Consider the following 17664-nt stretch of genomic DNA (forward strand, 5'->3'; position numbering starts at 1 on the left):
ATGAAGATGTTCAAGCGCATCCTTCGCATTGTCCTTTACACGCTGCTCATCGTGGTGGCGGCGGTCGTGGGTGCGCTCGTTGTGCTGACCAAGACCGAGCGCGGCCGCGCAAACCTTGCCGGCATCATCTCGACCATGGCGTCGACCGACGATCGCAAAGTCACGGTCAACGGCATCGACGGCATCTGGTCCGGCGCGCTGACCGTCGATCATGTCGTGCTGGAAGATCGCGAGGGCGCCTGGCTGGTGGCCCGCAAACTGGCCGTCGACTGGTCGCCGCGGGCGCTTCTGTCCAAGAGCTTCAGCGCCGACCGCGTCGCCGCGGGGCGCATCGAACTGGCGCGTCTGCCGGTGGCCAGCACGCAGCCGAGCCAAGGTGGTGCGACCACGCTGCCGGTTTCCGTCGATATCAGACAGATCGAACTCCCCGAGATCGCGCTCGGGCAGGCTCTGGCCGGCAGCGGCATCGCCGAACTCGCGGCCAAGGGCGCGCTCAAGGCCGATGCGGCGCCGCTGGCGGTCGAAACCAACCTCGACATCACCCGCCACGACGGCAGGCAAGGCAGGGTCGAGGCAAAAATCAATTTCGCGCCCGCCGACAACAAGCTCGACCTCGATCTCAAGGCATCCGAGCCGGCCGGCGGCATCATCGCCAATCTGCTCAATCTGCCGGATGCGCCGCCGGTAGACATCGTCGTTTCGGGCACGGGGCCTATCGCCAACTGGAACGGTGTCGGCACCTTCGTCGTCGGCGGCCAGATCGTCACCCAGCTCACCGGCCGGCATCAGCTCACCGACAGGGGCAGCCATGTCGAGGCCAAGGGTGACGGCGATTTCGCGCGCTTCGTGCCGGAGAATCTGAAACCGCTGTTTGCCGGCAAGACCAGCTTCGACCTTGCCGGGACCGCCATGGTCGCGGGCGGCATCGATGTCGAGCGCGCCAACGTCGACAGCGATGCCGTGCACGGCACTGCCGCCGGTATCATCGACCCCAACGGCGCCAGCGACCTTGCGGTCGAGTTCGCCGCCAAGGGACCGCCCATCGTGCTCAGCCTGGGCAGCGCGGCGCAGCCGGTGACCGTGGCGCTCACAGGCGCCACCGCCCGCGCCTTCGGCGGCGGCAAGGCGCCGATCGTCGACATCGGCGCATCTCTGGTCTCGGTGGTGGCGGGCGGCACTCGGCTGGACAATCTCACCGCCCAGATTCATTCCGACGGCTTCGACATCCAGGATCGCAGCGGGCCGGTCAGCATCAAGCTCGCGGCCGGCGGCCTCAACACAAATGTCGCGACGCTGGCGCCGCTGGTGACCGGCAAGGTCACCGCCGATCTCACCGGTTCGGTCAGCAAGGACGAGATTTCCGTCGATCAGGGTACGTTGCGCAGCGATGCGCTCAATGCCTCGGTCACCGCCAAGGTGACGCTGGCCGATCTGGCGATGACGCTCAAGATGAATGCCGATGCGGCCTCGACGGCGCTGCCGCCGCAGATCCGCCCGGTTCTCGGCGAGCGCGTTACATTCTCCGCCACGGCAACCCGCGATCCGCAAGGCTCGTTCGCCGCCAATTCACTGCAATTCACTTCCGGCGCGCTCAGCGCCAGCGGCACCGCCAGCGCGACCGGCACCGACATACAGGCCGACGTCAAGGGGACGCTCGGCGATGTCTCGGTGCTGTCGCCCATGGTCGGCGTGCCGGTCGGCGGAGCCGTCAATTTCGCGCTGACCGCGAGCGGCGCGCGCTCGGCGCCGGATTTCTCGGTGTCTGCCGACAGCGACAGCCTGACCGCATCGGGCCGCACGGTGAAGACCGTCCAGTTGAGCGCGAAGGGCAAGGCCGACATTGCCAGCCCGGCGGCCGATGTCTCATTGACCGGGTCGGTCGACGACCAGCCGCTCGACCTCAAGGCGTCGTTGGTGACGAATGACGGCAAGCGGTCCATCAACGGGCTCAGCCTGGCGCTGGGCGACAACAAGGTCTCCGGCGACCTTGCGCTCGGCGACGGCCTGTTGCCGCTCGGCACGCTGACGCTCGAAGCGCCCGATATCGGCCCGCTGGCGGCACTTGCCGGGCAGACGGCGACTGGCGACGTAGAGGGCGGCATCCGCTTCTCCGATGATGGTGGCGCGCCGACGGTCGCGATCGACATGACGAGCGCCTCGATTTCGCGCGGCGACCTGGCGGCGAAGACCATCGCCGTCAACGCGCTGGTCGCCAACTATCTCAAGGGTCCGGCCATATCAGGCACGATCAAGGCCGATACGGTCAATTCGGGAACAACCATCATAAGCGGTATCGGCGTCGACCTGAAGCGCGACGGCGAGTGGACCAATTTCACCGGCGGCGCCACCATATCAGGCATTCCGGCCACGGCCGCCGGGCGGGTGAGGATCGCGGACGGCACGACCAGCGTCGAGATCGCCTCGGGCGAAGCGACCGTTCGCGGCATCAAGGCGGCGATCGCGCAGCCATCGAGCTTGAGCATTGCCAATGGCGCGGCCAGCATCGAAAAGCTGGTGCTCGACGTTGGTGGCGGTTCGGTGACCGTCTCCGGCACCGCCGGCCAGACGCTCGACCTCGCTGCCGAATTTTCGGCGCTTCCGGCCGCCCTTGCCAATGATTTCTCGCCTGGCCTCGACGCGGCGGGCACGTTGGGCGGGACGGTGCAGGTAACGGGACCGTCGGCCAGCCCAGACATCCGTTTCAATATGCAGCTCGCTGGCGCCGAGACCAGCCAGACCCGCCAGGCCGCACTTGGTCCGCTCGATCTCGATGCGGCAGGCAGTTTCTCGTCCGCCGGTGGCGTAGCGATCGACCAGGCGACGCTTGCCGGCGAAAAGGTCTCCGGCAAGGCGGCCGGTACGATCAATCCGAATGGCATCAGCGATTTCTCGCTCGACCTTGCCTCGACCGGCCCGAGCCTGCCGCTGGCCCTCGGCAGCGCCGAGAGCCCGATCAAGCTCGAGCTGCAAGCGCTGTCGGTGAAGGCAGCGGGGCAAGGCACGCAGCCGAAGCTCGATATTTCTGCCAATCTGCCTTCGGTGGCGACCAAGCTGGCCAAGGTCGAGGGCATCGCGCTGGCGTTGCACTCCGATGCCTTCGACGTGAAGAGCCGGACCGGGCCGATTTCCGGCACGGTGACGGCGGCCAAGATCGGTCTCGACAATCCGACCATAGCGCCGCTGATCGCCGGCAAGATCACAGCCAAGGTCGCCGGCAGCCTCGCCGCCGACACCATCGTGATCGACAGCGGCTCGGTGGTGGGCGACGCGCTGAACAGCGCCTTCAACGGCAAGGTCTCGCTAACCGACGGCGCCATCGACCTCAACCTCAGGGCGGATGCAGCGTCCGCGGCCCTGCCTGCGGCAGCGCGTGGCGTGCTTGGCGAGCGGACGGAAGTCAGCGCAGCGCTGAAGCGCGATGCCAACGGCAATGTCACCGCCGATGCGATCAAGCTGGTGTCCGGCGCGCTGACCGCCGATGGAAAAGCCAGCCTTGCCGACAGCAAACTCGTGGCCGACATCAAGGGCGCGCTGGCCGACATCTCGCTTCTGTCGAAGGATGCCAGGGGCGCCATTGCGTTCGCACTCAACGCACAAGGGCCGAGCACCGCGCCCGACCTGTCGCTGACGGTGAACAGCGACCGGCTTTCGGTGGCCGAACGCGAGATCACCGGGCTGCGGCTCACCGCCAACGGCAAGGCCGATGCCGCCAACCCTGCGGCCAATGTGCAGCTGACCGGCAATGTCGCCGGCCAGGCCCTGCAAGGCAGCGCCGTGCTGGCGACATCCGACGGCAAGCGCGCCATCAACGGCCTGTTGCTGTCGCTCGGCAAGAACCGGATCTCCGGCGATCTGGCGCTCGATGATGCCTTCGTGCCTGAAGGCACCGTGGCGCTCGATTTGCCTGACATCGGACCGCTTGCCGCACTTGCGCTGGAAAAGGCGGAAGGCGACGTGCGCGGCACGATTGCCTTCTCGAAGACCGGCAATGCCCCCAACGTTGCCATCAAGGCGTCGACGGCTTCGATCTCACGCGGCGACCTCTCGGCAAAGACGGTCACCATCGACGCGCTGATCGCCAATTATCTCGCCGCGCCGGTGATCTCCGGCAAGGTCCGCGCCGACAGCGTCACCTCGGGCGGTACCGTCATCCGCGGCATCGATGTCGACCTGAAGCGCGATGGCGACTGGACCGGCTTTTCCGGCGGGGCCACCGTCAAGGACATTCCCGCCAAGGCCGCCGGCCGCGTCAGGGTCACCAATGGCACCACGACGGTCGAGCTCAATTCCGGCCAGGCGACGGTTCAAGGTATCAAGGCGGCCATCGCCCAGGCCTCGACCGTCACCATCGCCAACGGTACGACCAGCCTGGACAGGCTGGTGCTCAACCTCGGCGGCGGCACGGCGACGGTGACAGGCAAGGTCGGGCAGGCGCTCGATCTCAACGCGACGCTGGCGCGGGTGCCGGTCTCGCTCGCCAACAGTTTTTCACCGGGGCTCGATGCCGCAGGCTCGATCTCGGGCACGGTCAAGGTGACAGGCGCGCCGGCCAATCCCGCCGTGGCCTTCAAGATGGACGCCGCAGGCATCCAGACGTCACAGACCCGTGGCGCCGGCTTCGGCGGCATGAGCGTGTCGTCCTCCGGCAGCTTCGCCAGCAACAGGCTGGCTTTCGACGCCAACATCAGCGACGGTGCCGGTCTTGGCCTCAAGGGCGGCGGCACGGTGACGACTGCGGGCAGGCCGGCGCTGGCGCTCGACTTTTCCGGCAAGGTGCCGTTTGCCTTCCTCACCCGGACACTTGCCGCGCAAGGCCTGTCGCTGAGCGGCACGGCCAATGTCAATGTGCAGGTGCGCGGACCGGCGACGTCACCGGTGATCGGCGGAACCGTCAGCACATCGGGCGCCCGCCTGATCGACGCGCGCTCGGGCCTTGCCATCAACGATATCACTGCCGATGTCGCGATCGGCAGCGGCGTCGCCAGGATCAACCGCCTGACGGGCACGCTGTCGACGCGCGGCAGCCTGTCGGCCAGCGGTACGGTCGGCATCGATGCGGCACAAGGGTTTCCGGCCGACCTGTCGGTCAGGCTCGTCGACGGCCGCTACACCGATGGCAGGGTGGTCACCGCCAATCTCGGCGGCGACCTGACGATCAAGGGACCGCTTGCTTCGGCGCCGGTGATTTCGGGCACCATCAATCTGGCCAAGACCGTGATTACCGTTCCCGAAAAGCTGCCGGGCTCGCTGGCGGCGCTCGACGTCAAGCACAAGAACGCGCCAGGCGCCGTGCGCGCGCAGGACAAGGCACTGCGTCCGCCAACCGCGAGCGGCGGCAGTGGCGGCAGCGGCCTCAACCTCGACGTCACGGTCAACGCGCCGAACCAGATCTTCATCCAGGGCAGGGGCGTCGACGCCGAGCTTGGCGGTTCGCTCAAGCTGACCGGTCCGGCTTCGTCACCGCAAGCGGTCGGCACCTTCACCTTGCAACGCGGGCGGCTGACGATCCTCGGCAAGCGGCTGACCTTCACCGAAGGCACGGTCGGCTTTTCGGGCTCGCTGGTGCCCTATCTCAACCTGACCGCAACATCCACCACGGCAAGCGCTACCGTCACCATCGTCGTTTCGGGCGAGGCGACCAATCCGAAATTCACCTTCTCCTCGGTGCCGGCGCTGCCGGAGGACGAGGTGCTGGCACAATTGATCTTCGGCCGATCGATGTCGAACCTGTCGCCGCTGCAGATTGCCCAGCTCGCTGAAGCGGCTGCGCAGCTCGCCGGCGTCGGCGGCTCGACCTCGCTGCTTGAAAACCTGCGCAGCGCGATCGGCGTCGACGATCTCGACGTGACGACGGACGACAAGGGCGGCACCGCCGTCTCGGCGGGCAAATACCTCAACGACCGCACCTATGTCACCATCCAGAAGGGCGACAAGCCGGGATCGGGCAAGGCGACGATCGATCTCAATGTCGGGCGCGGCGTCAAACTGCGCGGCGAGGCCAACGATGCCGGCGAAGCCAAGGGCGGCATTTTCTACGAGCGCGAGTACTGAGCCGGCCGACAGCGGCGGCGCTGTTTGGCACCATGTCCGGCATTGGCTGGCGCTGTTTGGAACTGGGCGAATGTATCAGTTTGGTCAGGGCTGGAGATTCGAGCGAATCTGCCGGCAGTAGCAAATTTGCGCCAAGACTGTCGTTATCACGCGAACTGCCCGCCTTTCAAAGTTGCACATTCCCTGCATGTTCCCCAATCCTCGCTGTCTTTGACAACACGGCGCGGATGCGGAATGTTAAAAGGCAGAAAGCCAACAATGGGAGTCAGTCATGGCAATCTACAAAAGTAATGGTGACCGCGTTCCGGATCATATCCTGGCAATGGCCGAAGAAGCCAAGGCAGGAAAAATGGATCGCCGCGAATTTCTCGCCTTGGCCAGCGTCTTTGGCGCATCCACGGCGATGGCCTATGGCATGCTCGGCCTCGCCGATCCTACGCCCGCCAAGGCGGAAGAGGTGCAGGGCAAGAAGGGTGGCATCTTGAAGGTCGCGCAGTGGATCAAGGATCCGAAGGATCCGCGTAAATCCGACTGGTCCGAAATCGCCAACGCCGAGCGTCAGGCGCTCGAGCCGTTGGTCAAGTACACGAACGAATACACGTTCCGCCCCTATCTGCTCGAGAGTTGGGACGTGAACGACGACGCGACCGAATACACGCTGCATGTGCGCAAGGGCGTGACCTGGTCGAACGGCGATGCATTCAACGCCGATGACGTCATCTTCAACCTCAAGCGTTGGGCCGACAAGAAAGCCGAAGGCAATTCCATGCCCGGCCGCCTCGGCTCGCTGGTCAAGGACGACAAGCTGGACGAAAGCGCCGTAACCAAGGTTGACGACATGACCGTCAAGCTGAAGCTCAGCTCGCCTGATATCGCGCTCATCCCGAACATGTGCGACTATCCCGGCCTCATCGTCCACAAGACGTTCGATGAGAAGGGCGGCGACTTCAAGGCCTGCCCGATCGGCACCGGCCCGTTCGAGCTCGTGTCCTACGATGTCGGCCAGAAGGTGGTCTACAAGCGTCGTGAAGACAACAAGTGGTGGGACGGCGAGGTCTTCCTCGACGGCGTCGAATTCATCGACTACGGCACCGATCCGGCGGCCATGGTCAGCGCTTTCGAGGCGGGTGAAGTCCACACCAATTTCGAGACGTCGGCCGACTACGTGTCGATCCTCGACGGCATGGATCTGGCGAAGTCCGAGGTGGTCACCGCAGCGACCATCGTCTGCCGCACCAACGTCGCCAACAAGCCTTACGAGGACCAGAAGGTGCGTCAGGCGCTGCAGCTCGGCGTCGACAACGCCGTCGTTCTCCAGCTCGGTTACGGCAATGCCGGAACCGTGGCAGAGAACCACCATGTCTGCGCCATTCATCCGGAATATTACGAGCTGCCGAAAGTCGCTCGTGATCCCGCCAAGGCCAAGGCCCTGATGGCCGAAGCCGGCCAGGCCGATTTCGAGCATGAACTGATCACGGTCGACGAAGACTGGCACAAGAACACCGGCGATGCGATCGCCGCCCAGCTGCGCGACGCCGGCATCAAGGTGAAGCGCACTGTGCTGCCCGGCTCGACGTTCTGGAACGACTGGACCAAGTATCCGCTGTCCATGACCAACTGGAACATGCGGCCGCTCGGCGTCCAGGTGCTTGCAATCGGCTATCGTACCGGTGAAGCCTGGAACGAGACCGCCTGGTCCAACAAGGAGTGGGATGCCAAGCTCAATGCGGCGCTCGCCGTCGCCGACGCCGCCAAGCGCAAGGAGATGATGAAGGACATCGAGCAGACCCTGCAGGATTCCGGCATCATCATCCAGCCTTATTGGCGCAAGCTTTACAGCCACTCGGTTGCCGCGGTTAAGAACTACGCCATGCACCCGACGTATGAGCGCGACTATGGCAAGGTCTGGCTCGACCAGGCCTGATCGATGCCAAAGGGAGGGAGGGTGTTCGCCCCTCCCTCCTGTTTCGAACATGAGCGGAAAACGGGGGTCAGCGCAAAAAGGCTGCTGACTTTCCAAGCCGGCTCATGCGACAAATCAAGGGTTGACAGCACCTGACCCCAACCCCACCGGCAGGGGGCCGCGCCATGCTTTCTTTTATCCTTCGACGCCTCGGCACGATGGCATTGACGATGCTGTGCCTGACGATGATCGTCTTCTTCCTGATCAATCTTGAACCCAATCTGAAGAAGCTGGCGATCAGCCAGACGGAGATGCATACCCCGGCCGAGCAGCTCGAAAGCTGGCTTGTCAATCATGGTTACCGCCAGAACTTCTTCGTCCGTTACGGTCAATGGCTGGGCATCGTGCCCAAACAGCCGGTCACCGACCCGGAAACAGGAAAGCCGGCGCAGCGATTTTCCTACTGCAACGATCCGGTCGTGCCGACATTCTCCGGCGTTCTGCAAGGCGATTTCGGCTGCTCGACCAAGTTCAAGACCACCGTTGCGTCAAAGCTCTTTCCGGCGCTCGGCGCCACCGGTATCCTGATGTTCTGGGTGCTTGTGGTGATGGTGCCAATATCGCTTTTGATCGGCATCCTTGCTGGCATGCGCGAGGGTTCGCGAACCGACCGGACCTTGTCGGTGGCCTCGATCGCCTCGACGGCGACACCTGAATATGTCTCGGGCGTCATCTTCACCGTCATCTTCGCCTCGTGGCTGGGCATACTGAACGGTTCGGCGGCTTCGGCCAGCCAGGGCATCACCTTCTATAATTTCACGCTGCCGGTCATGACGCTGGCGATCTACGGCATCGGCTACATCGCTCGCATGACCCGCGCCTCGATGGTCGAGGTGATGACGCAGCAGTATATCCGCACCGCGCGGCTGAAGGGCCTGTCCTTCGGCAGCGTCGTGGTCAAGCATGCGCTGCGCAACGCACTGATCGCGCCGTTCACCGTTATCATGCTGCAATTTCCCTGGCTGCTTACCGGCGTCGTCATCGTCGAGGTGATGTTCCGCTACCAAGGCTTTGGCTACACGCTGGTCGAGGCGGCCGGCAACAACGATATCGACCTTTTGCTGGGCTGTTCGCTGGTCTCGGTGTTCATCGTGCTGATCACGCAGCTCATTTCCGATGTCGGCTACGCGTTCCTCAATCCGCGTATCAGAGTTCAGTAGGGGATCGGGCGGATGCAGGTCGAATATATCAGCGCCTTCAATATCGTGCTTGGCGTGCTGGCGCGTTTCTGGCCGGTCTGGGTCGCCCTGGCCATCGTCATGGGGGCGAGCTTCCTCTACAAGAAGAGGCTTGGCCTCTACGGGCAGCTCTTCGACAGCGGTGTCGGCATCGTCGGTGTCGGCATCTGTCTGTTCTGGCTGTTCACAGCGATCTTCGCATCGACCGTCGCGCCCTTCGATCCGCTCGCCCAGGTGCCGATCATGAAGGACGCGCTGCCAGGCGCGATCGAACCGAAATCGGGACTCATCTACCTCTTCGGCGGCGACAAGCTCGCCCGTGATGTGTTTTCACGCATGGTCTATGGCAGCCAGATCGTGCTGATCATCGCGCCGGCGGCGACCGGTTTCGCGCTGATGGTCGGCATCACGCTCGGCCTGCCTGCCGGCTATTACGGCGGCAAGATCGACACGGTGCTGTCCTTCCTCGCCAACCTTGTTCTGGCTTTCCCGGTGATCCTGCTGTTCTACCTCCTGGTGACGCCGGGCATCATGGAGACGCCGATCCCCTATGGGCTGGCAGGCATCTTCTTCCTGTTTCCGATCATCTTCTTCAGCGTGCTGTTCTGGACCCGCTACAAGAACCGGCCGGACCGGCTCTACATTCTGCTCGGGCTGACGCTGATCCTTGGCGGCTGGGTCTATACCGGCCTTGTCTTCGACAGGGATCCGCTGAAGATCATCCACATCGATCCCAACCAGCTCAACATCTTCGTGGCGGTGGTGTTCGCCTCCAGCCCCGGCGTGTTCCGCATCGTGCGCGGCCTGGTCATGGACATCAAGACGCGCGACTATGTTGCGGCGGCGCAGACGCGCGGTGAATCGCCCTGGTACATCATGCTGTGGGAAATCCTGCCCAATGCGCGCGGGCCGCTGATCGTCGATGCCTGCCTGCGCATCGGCTACACCACGATCCTGCTCGGCACGCTCGGCTATTTCGGGCTGGGGCTGGCGCCGGAGAGCCCGGACTGGGGCACCGCGATCAAGGACGCCAGCCGGCTGCTGCGTTCCTACATCCATCCGGCGCTGCCGCCGACGATCGCGCTGATGTCGTTCGTGCTGGGCCTTAATCTCCTGGCCGACTCGCTGCGCGAACAGTCGATGAAGGATTGACGGACGGATCTTTGGCCTTGCGTGGCCGAGAGAACGGCTGGCTGACTAACACGGCCTGACACATAAGGATTGGAGCGACCGATGAATGAGGCAGTTCGAAATCCCGGAGAGCCGATCATCGAGATCGAGAACCTGTCGATCTCGTTCTTCACCCGCAAGGGAGAGATACCGGCGGTCATGGACTTTTCCTGCACCGTCATGCCCGGCGAGGCGATGGGCATTGTCGGCGAGAGCGGCTGCGGCAAGTCGACCGTCTCGCTCGGCATCATGCGCGACCTCTCCAACATCGGGAAGATCGTCGGCGGAAAGATAAAGTTCCAGGGCAAGGATATGGGCGAGCTGTCCGACGAGGAACTGCGCGCCATCCGCGGCAACAAGATCGCCATGATCTACCAGGAGCCGATGGCGAGCCTCAACCCGGCGATGAAGGTCGGCCAGCAGCTCATGGAAGTGCCGCTGATCCACGACAAGGTGTCGAAGGAAGAGGCCTATAAACGCGCGCTCGAAATGGTGCGCTCGGTGAGGTTGCCCGATCCGGAGCGCATGATGCGCTCCTATCCGCACCAGCTTTCCGGCGGTCAGCAGCAGCGCATCGTCATTGCCATGGCGCTGCTGTCGAAGCCGGCGCTGCTTCTGCTCGACGAGCCGACGACGGCGCTCGACGTGACGGTGGAAGCGGGCATCGTCGATCTGGTCAAGGGGCTCGGCGAGAAATTCGGCACCTCGATGATCTTCGTGTCGCACAATCTCGGCCTGATCCTGGAGACCTGCGATCGCATCACGGTGATGTATTCGGGCGAAGCGGTGGAGACGGGCAAGATCAAGGACGTCTTCGACCGGATGCGCCATCCCTATACGCAAGGCCTGTTCCGCTCGATCCCGCTGCCGGGCGCCGACAAGAATTCGCGGCCGCTGATCTCCATCCCGGGACAGTTGCCGCTGCCGCACGAGCGGCCGAAGGGCTGCAATTTCGGTCCGCGCTGCCACCATTTCGTCGAAGGCGTCTGCAACGCAGCCGAAATCCCGATGATCCCGGTCGAGGGCCATGAAGGCCATTTTTCGCGCTGCGTGCGCTTCAACGAGATCGATTGGGAAGCGCTGCCGCCCGGCGCCAAGAAGGTCAACGAGCGCGTCGTGCCCGGCGCGCCGGTGCTCAAGATCGAAGACCTCAGGAAATATTACAAGGTTGGCGGCAACGAGGTGTTCGGTTCGAGCGAAGGCCGCGTCGTCAAGGCCAATGAAACGATTTCGTTCATGGCGCGCGAATCCGAGACCGTCGCCATCGTCGGCGAGTCCGGCTGCGGAAAGTCGACCTTGGCCAAGGTGCTGCTCGGGCTGGAGACGGCAAGCTCCGGCAGCGTGACGCTTGGCAACGAGCAGATCCAGTCGACCGGCGTCGAGAAGCGCAGCGTCGAGACGGTGTCGTCGATCCAGATGGTGTTCCAAAATCCATTCGATACGCTCAATCCGAGCCACTCCGTCGGTTCGCAGATCATCCGTACGCTGGAAAAGTTCAATGTCGGCAACAACGTCGCCGAACGGCGCAAGCGCATGCTTGAGCTGCTCGACCTGGTGAAGCTGCCGAGAGCATTCGAGACCCGCAAGCCGCGCCAGCTTTCAGGCGGCCAGAAACAGCGCATCGGCGTGGCGCGCGCTTTTGCCGGCGACGCCAAGGTGGTGGTGGCCGACGAGCCGGTCTCGGCGCTCGACGTGTCGGTGCAGGCGGCGGTGACCGAGCTCCTGATGGACATCCAGCGCAAGAACAAGACGACGATGCTGTTCATCAGCCACGACCTGTCCGTCGTGCGCTACATCGCCGACCGCGTCGTCGTCATGTATCTCGGCTATATCGTCGAACAGGGCACGACGGACCAGATTTTCGCGCCGCCCTATCATCCCTATACCGAGGCGCTGCTCTCGGCGATCCCCATCGCCGACACCAGCGTGGTGAAGAAACACATCGTGCTGGAAGGCGACATTCCATCGGCGATGAACCCGCCGACCGGCTGCCCGTTCCAGACGCGCTGCGGTTACAAGAAACTGGTGCCGGACAATCTCTGCGAGACGAAAGTGCCGCCGGTCAAGAACCTGGGCAACGGCCATATGAGCCTGTGCTGGCTTGCCGACGACGTGCTGGCCAAGATGGAGCCGGTGATCAAGTTCGACAAGGAGCACGCCGCGCATGAGGGCGTGCCGGAAGATGCACCGCATAGTGTCGGTCCTGGCTTTGCCGGTCCTCCGCCGAAGCGTCCACGCGGCAAGAAGCCGAGCTGACGGGCTAAGAAGCTGAAGCCGCGGGCGCGGTCAGTTGGCGCATTGACGCAGCTGCGCCGCGTAATCGCGCGCCATCTTCTCGGTCGCTCGCGCATAGTTCTGGACGCCGGCATCGCCGCGGTTGCCGCGGCCATAGGCGGTCCAGCCGAGATAGTAGGCGAGATAGAGATTGTAGGTGTCGTTGCGGGCGACGCCATAGGTGTCCGACGTCCTGGAATGGTACCAGCCGACGAAATCGACAGCGTCGGCAAATTTGGTCCGCCGCGCCGCCCAATTGCCGGTTTCGCTCTGATATTGCGACCATGTGCCGTCGAGCGCTTGGGAGAAGCCGTGGGCGCTTGAGACATGTTTCCAGGGAATGAAACCGAGCAGCTTCTTGCGCGGCGGCCGGGCGTTGCTCTTGAAGCCGGATTCCTTGCGCACCGTCGCCATCAGCACGGGAACGGGCACGCCGTATTTCTGCTCGGCGCGTTCGGCCGCCGCCTGCCAATTGTCGAACCAGCCGTCATTCTGGTCGAAGACGGCGCAGACGTCGTTGATGTGGCTTGGCGGTGTGGCGCAGGCCGACAGCGCCAGCAGCACGGAGACAGCTACAATTTTACTAAAACTCGACCTACGCATTGGAGGACGAATAGGCCGAAATCATAAAAGGAATCTTGCTGCGTTTCTTAATCGCTTGTCGGCTTCCACGATCCAGGTGAACCATGATCGATATTCCGACCTTTCACGTCGCTTTTGTCGGTCGGAAATTCCCGATGTGCCGCCTTGGCTAAAATCACGCCTGTGGACGGCGGATTTCTGACAGCCTGGCCTGAGCCACGGCGCTTTGATGCCGCGCATGACCGAACCAAGACGCAAGCGCGGCGCCGAGCGAACCAGCAACAGGGGGCCGGCCGCCATTCCGCAGCTGCCGCAGCGCCGCGTCACCAATCCCTATCCGCCGATGGCGATGCTTTCCGCCGATCAGATCGAGGCGATCCACCAGGCGTCGATGCACATTCTGGAAAATTTCGGCATCGAGGTGATGAGCCCGCGGGCGCTGTCGCTGTTCGAGAGCGCGGGTGCTGCGGTCGATCACGTGTCGGCGAATGTTCGCATCGACCGGGGCATGGTCGAGGACGCGCTGAAGACGACGCGGTCGAGCTACACATTGACGCCGCGCAATCCGGCCCACACCGTCCATCTCGGCGGCAACACGATCAACTTCACCCTGGTCGCCGGGCCGCCCAATGTGCACGACATGGAACGCGGCCGCCGCGCCGGAAACTTGCGTGACTACTCTGACCTCGTCCGGCTGGCGCAGCATTTCAACTGCATCCATATGCTCGGCAACCAGGTTTGCGCGCCGGTCGAACTGCCGGCCAATTCGCGCCATCTCGATACTTACCTCGCCAATCTGACGCTGACCGACAAAAGCTTTCACGTCTCGGCCATCGGCCGGGGCAGGGCGCTGGACGGTATCGAGATGATGGCGATCTCGCGCGGGCTGACGCTGGACCAGATGCGCGACGATCCCGGCATCACCACTATCATTTCGGTCAACTCGCCGCGCCGCTTCGACGAGATGATGGCCGAGGGATTGATGACCATGGCCGAATTCGGCCAGTCGGTGGCGGTGACGCCATTCACGCTGATGGGGGCGATGAGCCCGGTGACGCTTGCCGGCGCATTGGCGCAGCAGAACGCCGAGGCGCTGTTCGGCGTCGTGCTGACGCAGCTTGTGCGGCCCGGCGCGCCGGTCATGTATGGCGCTTTCACCTCCAATGTCGACATGAAGTCGGGCGCGCCGGCCTTCGGCACGCCGGAGAATACCAAGGCCAACATCGCGTCCGGGCAACTGGCGCGGCGGTATGGCTTGCCCTACCGGACGACGCCGGGCTCGGCTTCCAACGCCGCCGACGCGCAAGGCGCCTATGAGACGCTGATGGCGCTGTGGGGCGCGGTGCTGGGCCATGGCAATCTGGTGTACCACGCCGCCGGCTGGCAGGAGGGCGGGCTGACCGCGTCGTTCGAGAAGTTCATCATCGATGTAGAGATGATCCAGCATATGATGGAGTTTTTGCTCCCGATCGAGGTCAACGAGGCCGAATTGGCAGTCGAGGCGCTGGGGGCGGTGCCGACCGGCGGCCATTTCTTCGGCGAGCCGCACACGCTGGAGCGCTACGCCACCGCCTTCTACCAGCCGATGCTGTCCAATTGGCAGAATTACGAGGCCTGGCAGGAGGCCGGCGGGCTCGACGCCACGGCGCGCGCGACGCGGCTGTGGAAGAAGGCGCTGGAAGACTATGTCGAGCCGGTGATGGATATCGCCGTGCGCGAAGCCCTGGAAGCCTATGTCAGCAAACGCAGGGAAGCGATCGGGCAGGGCGAGCCGTGATGTCGGCGCGCGGCACCCCCCTTTGTCCTGCCGGACATCTCCCCCTAAAGGGGGGAGATTGGCTGTCACATTCTCCTTCGCCAATCACCGACGTTGAAAAAAGCGCCGCGACGTTGAAGCTGCTGATCTCCCCCCTTGAGCGGGAGATGGCCGGCAGGCCAGAGGGGGGTGGCTTGGCGCTGCCCTCTCCGATTCACTTTATGTCTCCAACTCACTGAAATAACGAGAAAACCCTATGAAATCGCATGCAAAGGTCGTGGTCATTGGCGGCGGTGTCGTCGGATGCTCCGTGCTGTTCCACCTCGCCCGCCACGGCTGGACCGATGTCGTTCTATTGGAGCGCGATGAGCTGACTTCGGGGTCGACCTGGCACGCGGCCGGCGGCATGCATACGATCAATGGCGATCCCAATGTCGCCAAGCTGCAGAAATACACGATCTCGCTCTACAAGGAGATCGAGGAACTGTCGGGGCAGGCGACCGGCGTGCATCTCACCGGTGGCGTGCTTTTGGCCGCCACCGAGGCGCGGCTCGACTGGCTGCGCGGCGTCGTCGCCAAGGGCCGCTATCTCGGCATCGACCTTGAGGAGATCTCGCCTGATGAGGCGGCCGAATTGATGCCGCTCATCGATCCCAAGCAGTTCGTCGGCGCGGTGCGCAACAAGGAGGACGGCCATCTCGATCCGTCGGGCGTCACCCACGCCTATGCCAAGGCCGCGCGCAAGCTCGGCGCCGAGGTCGAGCGCTTCACCAAAGTCGAGGACATCGTACGGCGCGCCGACGGGCTGTGGCGCGTCATCACCAACAAGGGCGAGGTGGTGGCCGAGCATGTCGTCAATGCCGGCGGCCTTTGGGCGCGCGAGGTCGGCCGCATGGTCGGGCTGGAACTGCCGGTGCTGGCGATGGAGCATATGTATCTCATCACCGAGGATATGCCGGAGGTTGCCGCCTGGAACCAGAAGACCGGCACGGAAATCATCCACGCGGTGGATTTCGACGGCGAGCTTTATCTGCGCCAGGAACGCGGCGGCATGCTGATGGGCACCTACGAGAAGGCCAACAAGCCGTGGTCCGAGTTCCAGACGCCGTGGAATTTCGGCCATGAATTGCTGGAGCCGGATATCGACCGCATCGCGCCGTCGCTGGAAGTCGGCTTCCGGCATTTCCCGGCCTTCCAGAACACCGGCATCAAACAGATTATCAACGGGCCCTTCACCTTCGCGCCCGACGGCAATCCGCTGGTCGGGCCGGTGCGCGGCCTGCCGGGCTTCTGGGTCGCCTGCGGCGTCATGGCCGGGTTTTCGCAAGGCGGCGGCGTTGGTCTGGCGCTGTCCAATTGGATGATCGAGGGCGATCCCGGCGCCGACATCTGGGCGATGGACGTCTCGCGCTATGGCGACTGGGCAACGATGGCCTATACCAACGCCAAGGTGCGCGAGAACTATTCGCGGCGGTTTTCGATCCGCTTCCCCAATGAAGAGCTGCCTGCCGGACGGCCGCTCAAGACGACGCCGGTCTACGATTTGTTGTCGGCCAAGGGCGCGCAATGGGGCGTGGCCTATGGGCTGGAAGTGCCGCTGTGGTACGCGCCGGAAGGCGTCAGGGACGAGTTCTCGTGGCGGCGCTCGAGCGATTTTTCTCACGTCGCCAAGGAAGTCGCGGCCGTTCGCAATGGCGTCGGCCTGTCGGAGATTTCGAGCTTCGCCAAATACAAGGTGACGGGCGAGGGGGCTGCCGCATGGCTCGACCGCCTGCTCGCCTGCAAATTGCCGAAGCCGGGCCGCATGACGCTGGCGCCGATGCTGAAGGACGATGGCAAGCTCATCGGCGACTTCACGCTGGCCAACCCAGGTGACGAAAGCTGGTTCCTCGCCGGCTCCGGCGTCGCCGAGCAGTATCACATGCGCTGGTTCGAGGCGCATCTGCCTGACGATGGCTCGGTCCGCATCGAAGCGCTCGGGCCGAAAATGACAGGCCTGTCGATCGCTGGACCGAAAGCACGCGAACTCCTGGCAAAGGTCACGCGGGCGGATGTCTCCAATGCGGCGTTTCCGTTCATGGCCATCGCCAGGATGGATATCGGCATGGCGCCATGCCTGGTCGGGCGCGTCAGCTATACCGGCGATCTCGGCTACGAGATGTGGGTGGCGCCGGAATATCAGCGCGCCGCGTTCCAGACGCTGATGGCGGCCGGAGAGGAATTTTCGATCGGCCTGTTCGGCTCGCGCGCGCTCAACGCATTGCGGCTGGAAAAGAACTATGGCTCCTGGGCGCGCGAATACCGGCCGATCTACGGACCGCTGGAGGCGGGGCTCGACCGCTTCGTCGCCTATGGCAAGGACGCCGATTTCATCGGCAAGGCCGGCGCGCTCGCCGAGCGCAAGAGGGGCGGTAAGCTCAGGCTGCGCGCCTTCGTCGTCGATGCCACTGACGCCGATGTCATCGGCGACGAGCCGATCTGGTTCGACGGCGCGGTGCGCGGCTGGGTCACCTCAGGCGGCTATGCGCATCATTCGAAGAAGTCCGTCGCCATCGGCTACGTGCCGAAGGAGATCGCCGAGGAAACCGAGGGTTTCGAGATCGAACTCCTGGGCAAGCGTCACGCAGCGCGCATGCAATCGGCGCCGCTGTTCGACGCCAATTTCGAGCGGATGCGTGGATGAGGGCGCG

At 63.9% G+C, this 17664-nt stretch carries 8 protein-coding genes; 7 read left to right on the forward strand and 1 reads right to left on the reverse strand.

The genetic code is table 11. The annotated features are described in order from the left end of the window. From AC0L2H_RS26470 to AC0L2H_RS26490, 5 genes are all read left to right on the forward strand, one after another. The gene (locus AC0L2H_RS26470; protein WP_473592997.1) at nt 1-6051 is read left to right on the forward strand and encodes a translocation/assembly module TamB domain-containing protein; all 6051 of its coding nucleotides are present in this window, start codon (nt 1-3) and stop codon (nt 6049-6051) included. Nucleotides 6052-6322: 271 nt separating this feature from the next. Then, a complete protein-coding gene (locus AC0L2H_RS26475; protein WP_473592998.1) occupies nt 6323-7975 on the forward strand; it encodes an ABC transporter substrate-binding protein in 1653 nt (550 codons plus the stop codon). A 164-nt stretch (nt 7976-8139) separates the two neighbouring features. Next, entirely contained in the window at nt 8140-9174 is a 1035-nt protein-coding gene (locus tag AC0L2H_RS26480; protein WP_473592999.1) for an ABC transporter permease, read from the forward strand. A gap of 12 nt (nt 9175-9186) precedes the next feature. Continuing rightward, a complete protein-coding gene (locus tag AC0L2H_RS26485; protein ID WP_473593000.1) occupies nt 9187-10344 on the forward strand; it encodes an ABC transporter permease in 1158 nt (385 codons plus the stop codon). An 81-nt stretch (nt 10345-10425) separates the two neighbouring features. Next, nucleotides 10426-12618: a dipeptide ABC transporter ATP-binding protein gene (locus AC0L2H_RS26490; protein WP_473593001.1), complete on the forward strand. Its 2193-nt coding sequence runs from the start codon at nt 10426-10428 to the stop codon at nt 12616-12618. Nucleotides 12619-12648: 30 nt separating this feature from the next. On the opposite strand, the gene AC0L2H_RS26495 is transcribed toward AC0L2H_RS26490, so the two are convergent. Then, the gene (locus tag AC0L2H_RS26495) at nt 12649-13239 is read right to left on the reverse strand and encodes a transglycosylase SLT domain-containing protein (protein WP_473593002.1); all 591 of its coding nucleotides are present in this window, start codon (nt 13237-13239) and stop codon (nt 12649-12651) included. 217 nt (nt 13240-13456) lie between these two features. Between AC0L2H_RS26495 and AC0L2H_RS26500 the strand changes: the two genes are divergently transcribed. Continuing rightward, nucleotides 13457-14995: a trimethylamine methyltransferase family protein gene (locus AC0L2H_RS26500; RefSeq protein ID WP_473593003.1), complete on the forward strand. Its 1539-nt coding sequence runs from the start codon at nt 13457-13459 to the stop codon at nt 14993-14995. A 235-nt stretch (nt 14996-15230) separates the two neighbouring features. Continuing rightward, nucleotides 15231-17657, forward strand: coding sequence for a GcvT family protein (locus AC0L2H_RS26505; RefSeq protein WP_473593004.1), 2427 nt, complete (start codon nt 15231-15233; stop codon nt 17655-17657). Nucleotides 17658-17664: the final 7 nt, after the last annotated feature.

The sequence above is a fragment of the Mesorhizobium sp. WSM4871 genome (genome assembly GCF_055811295.1).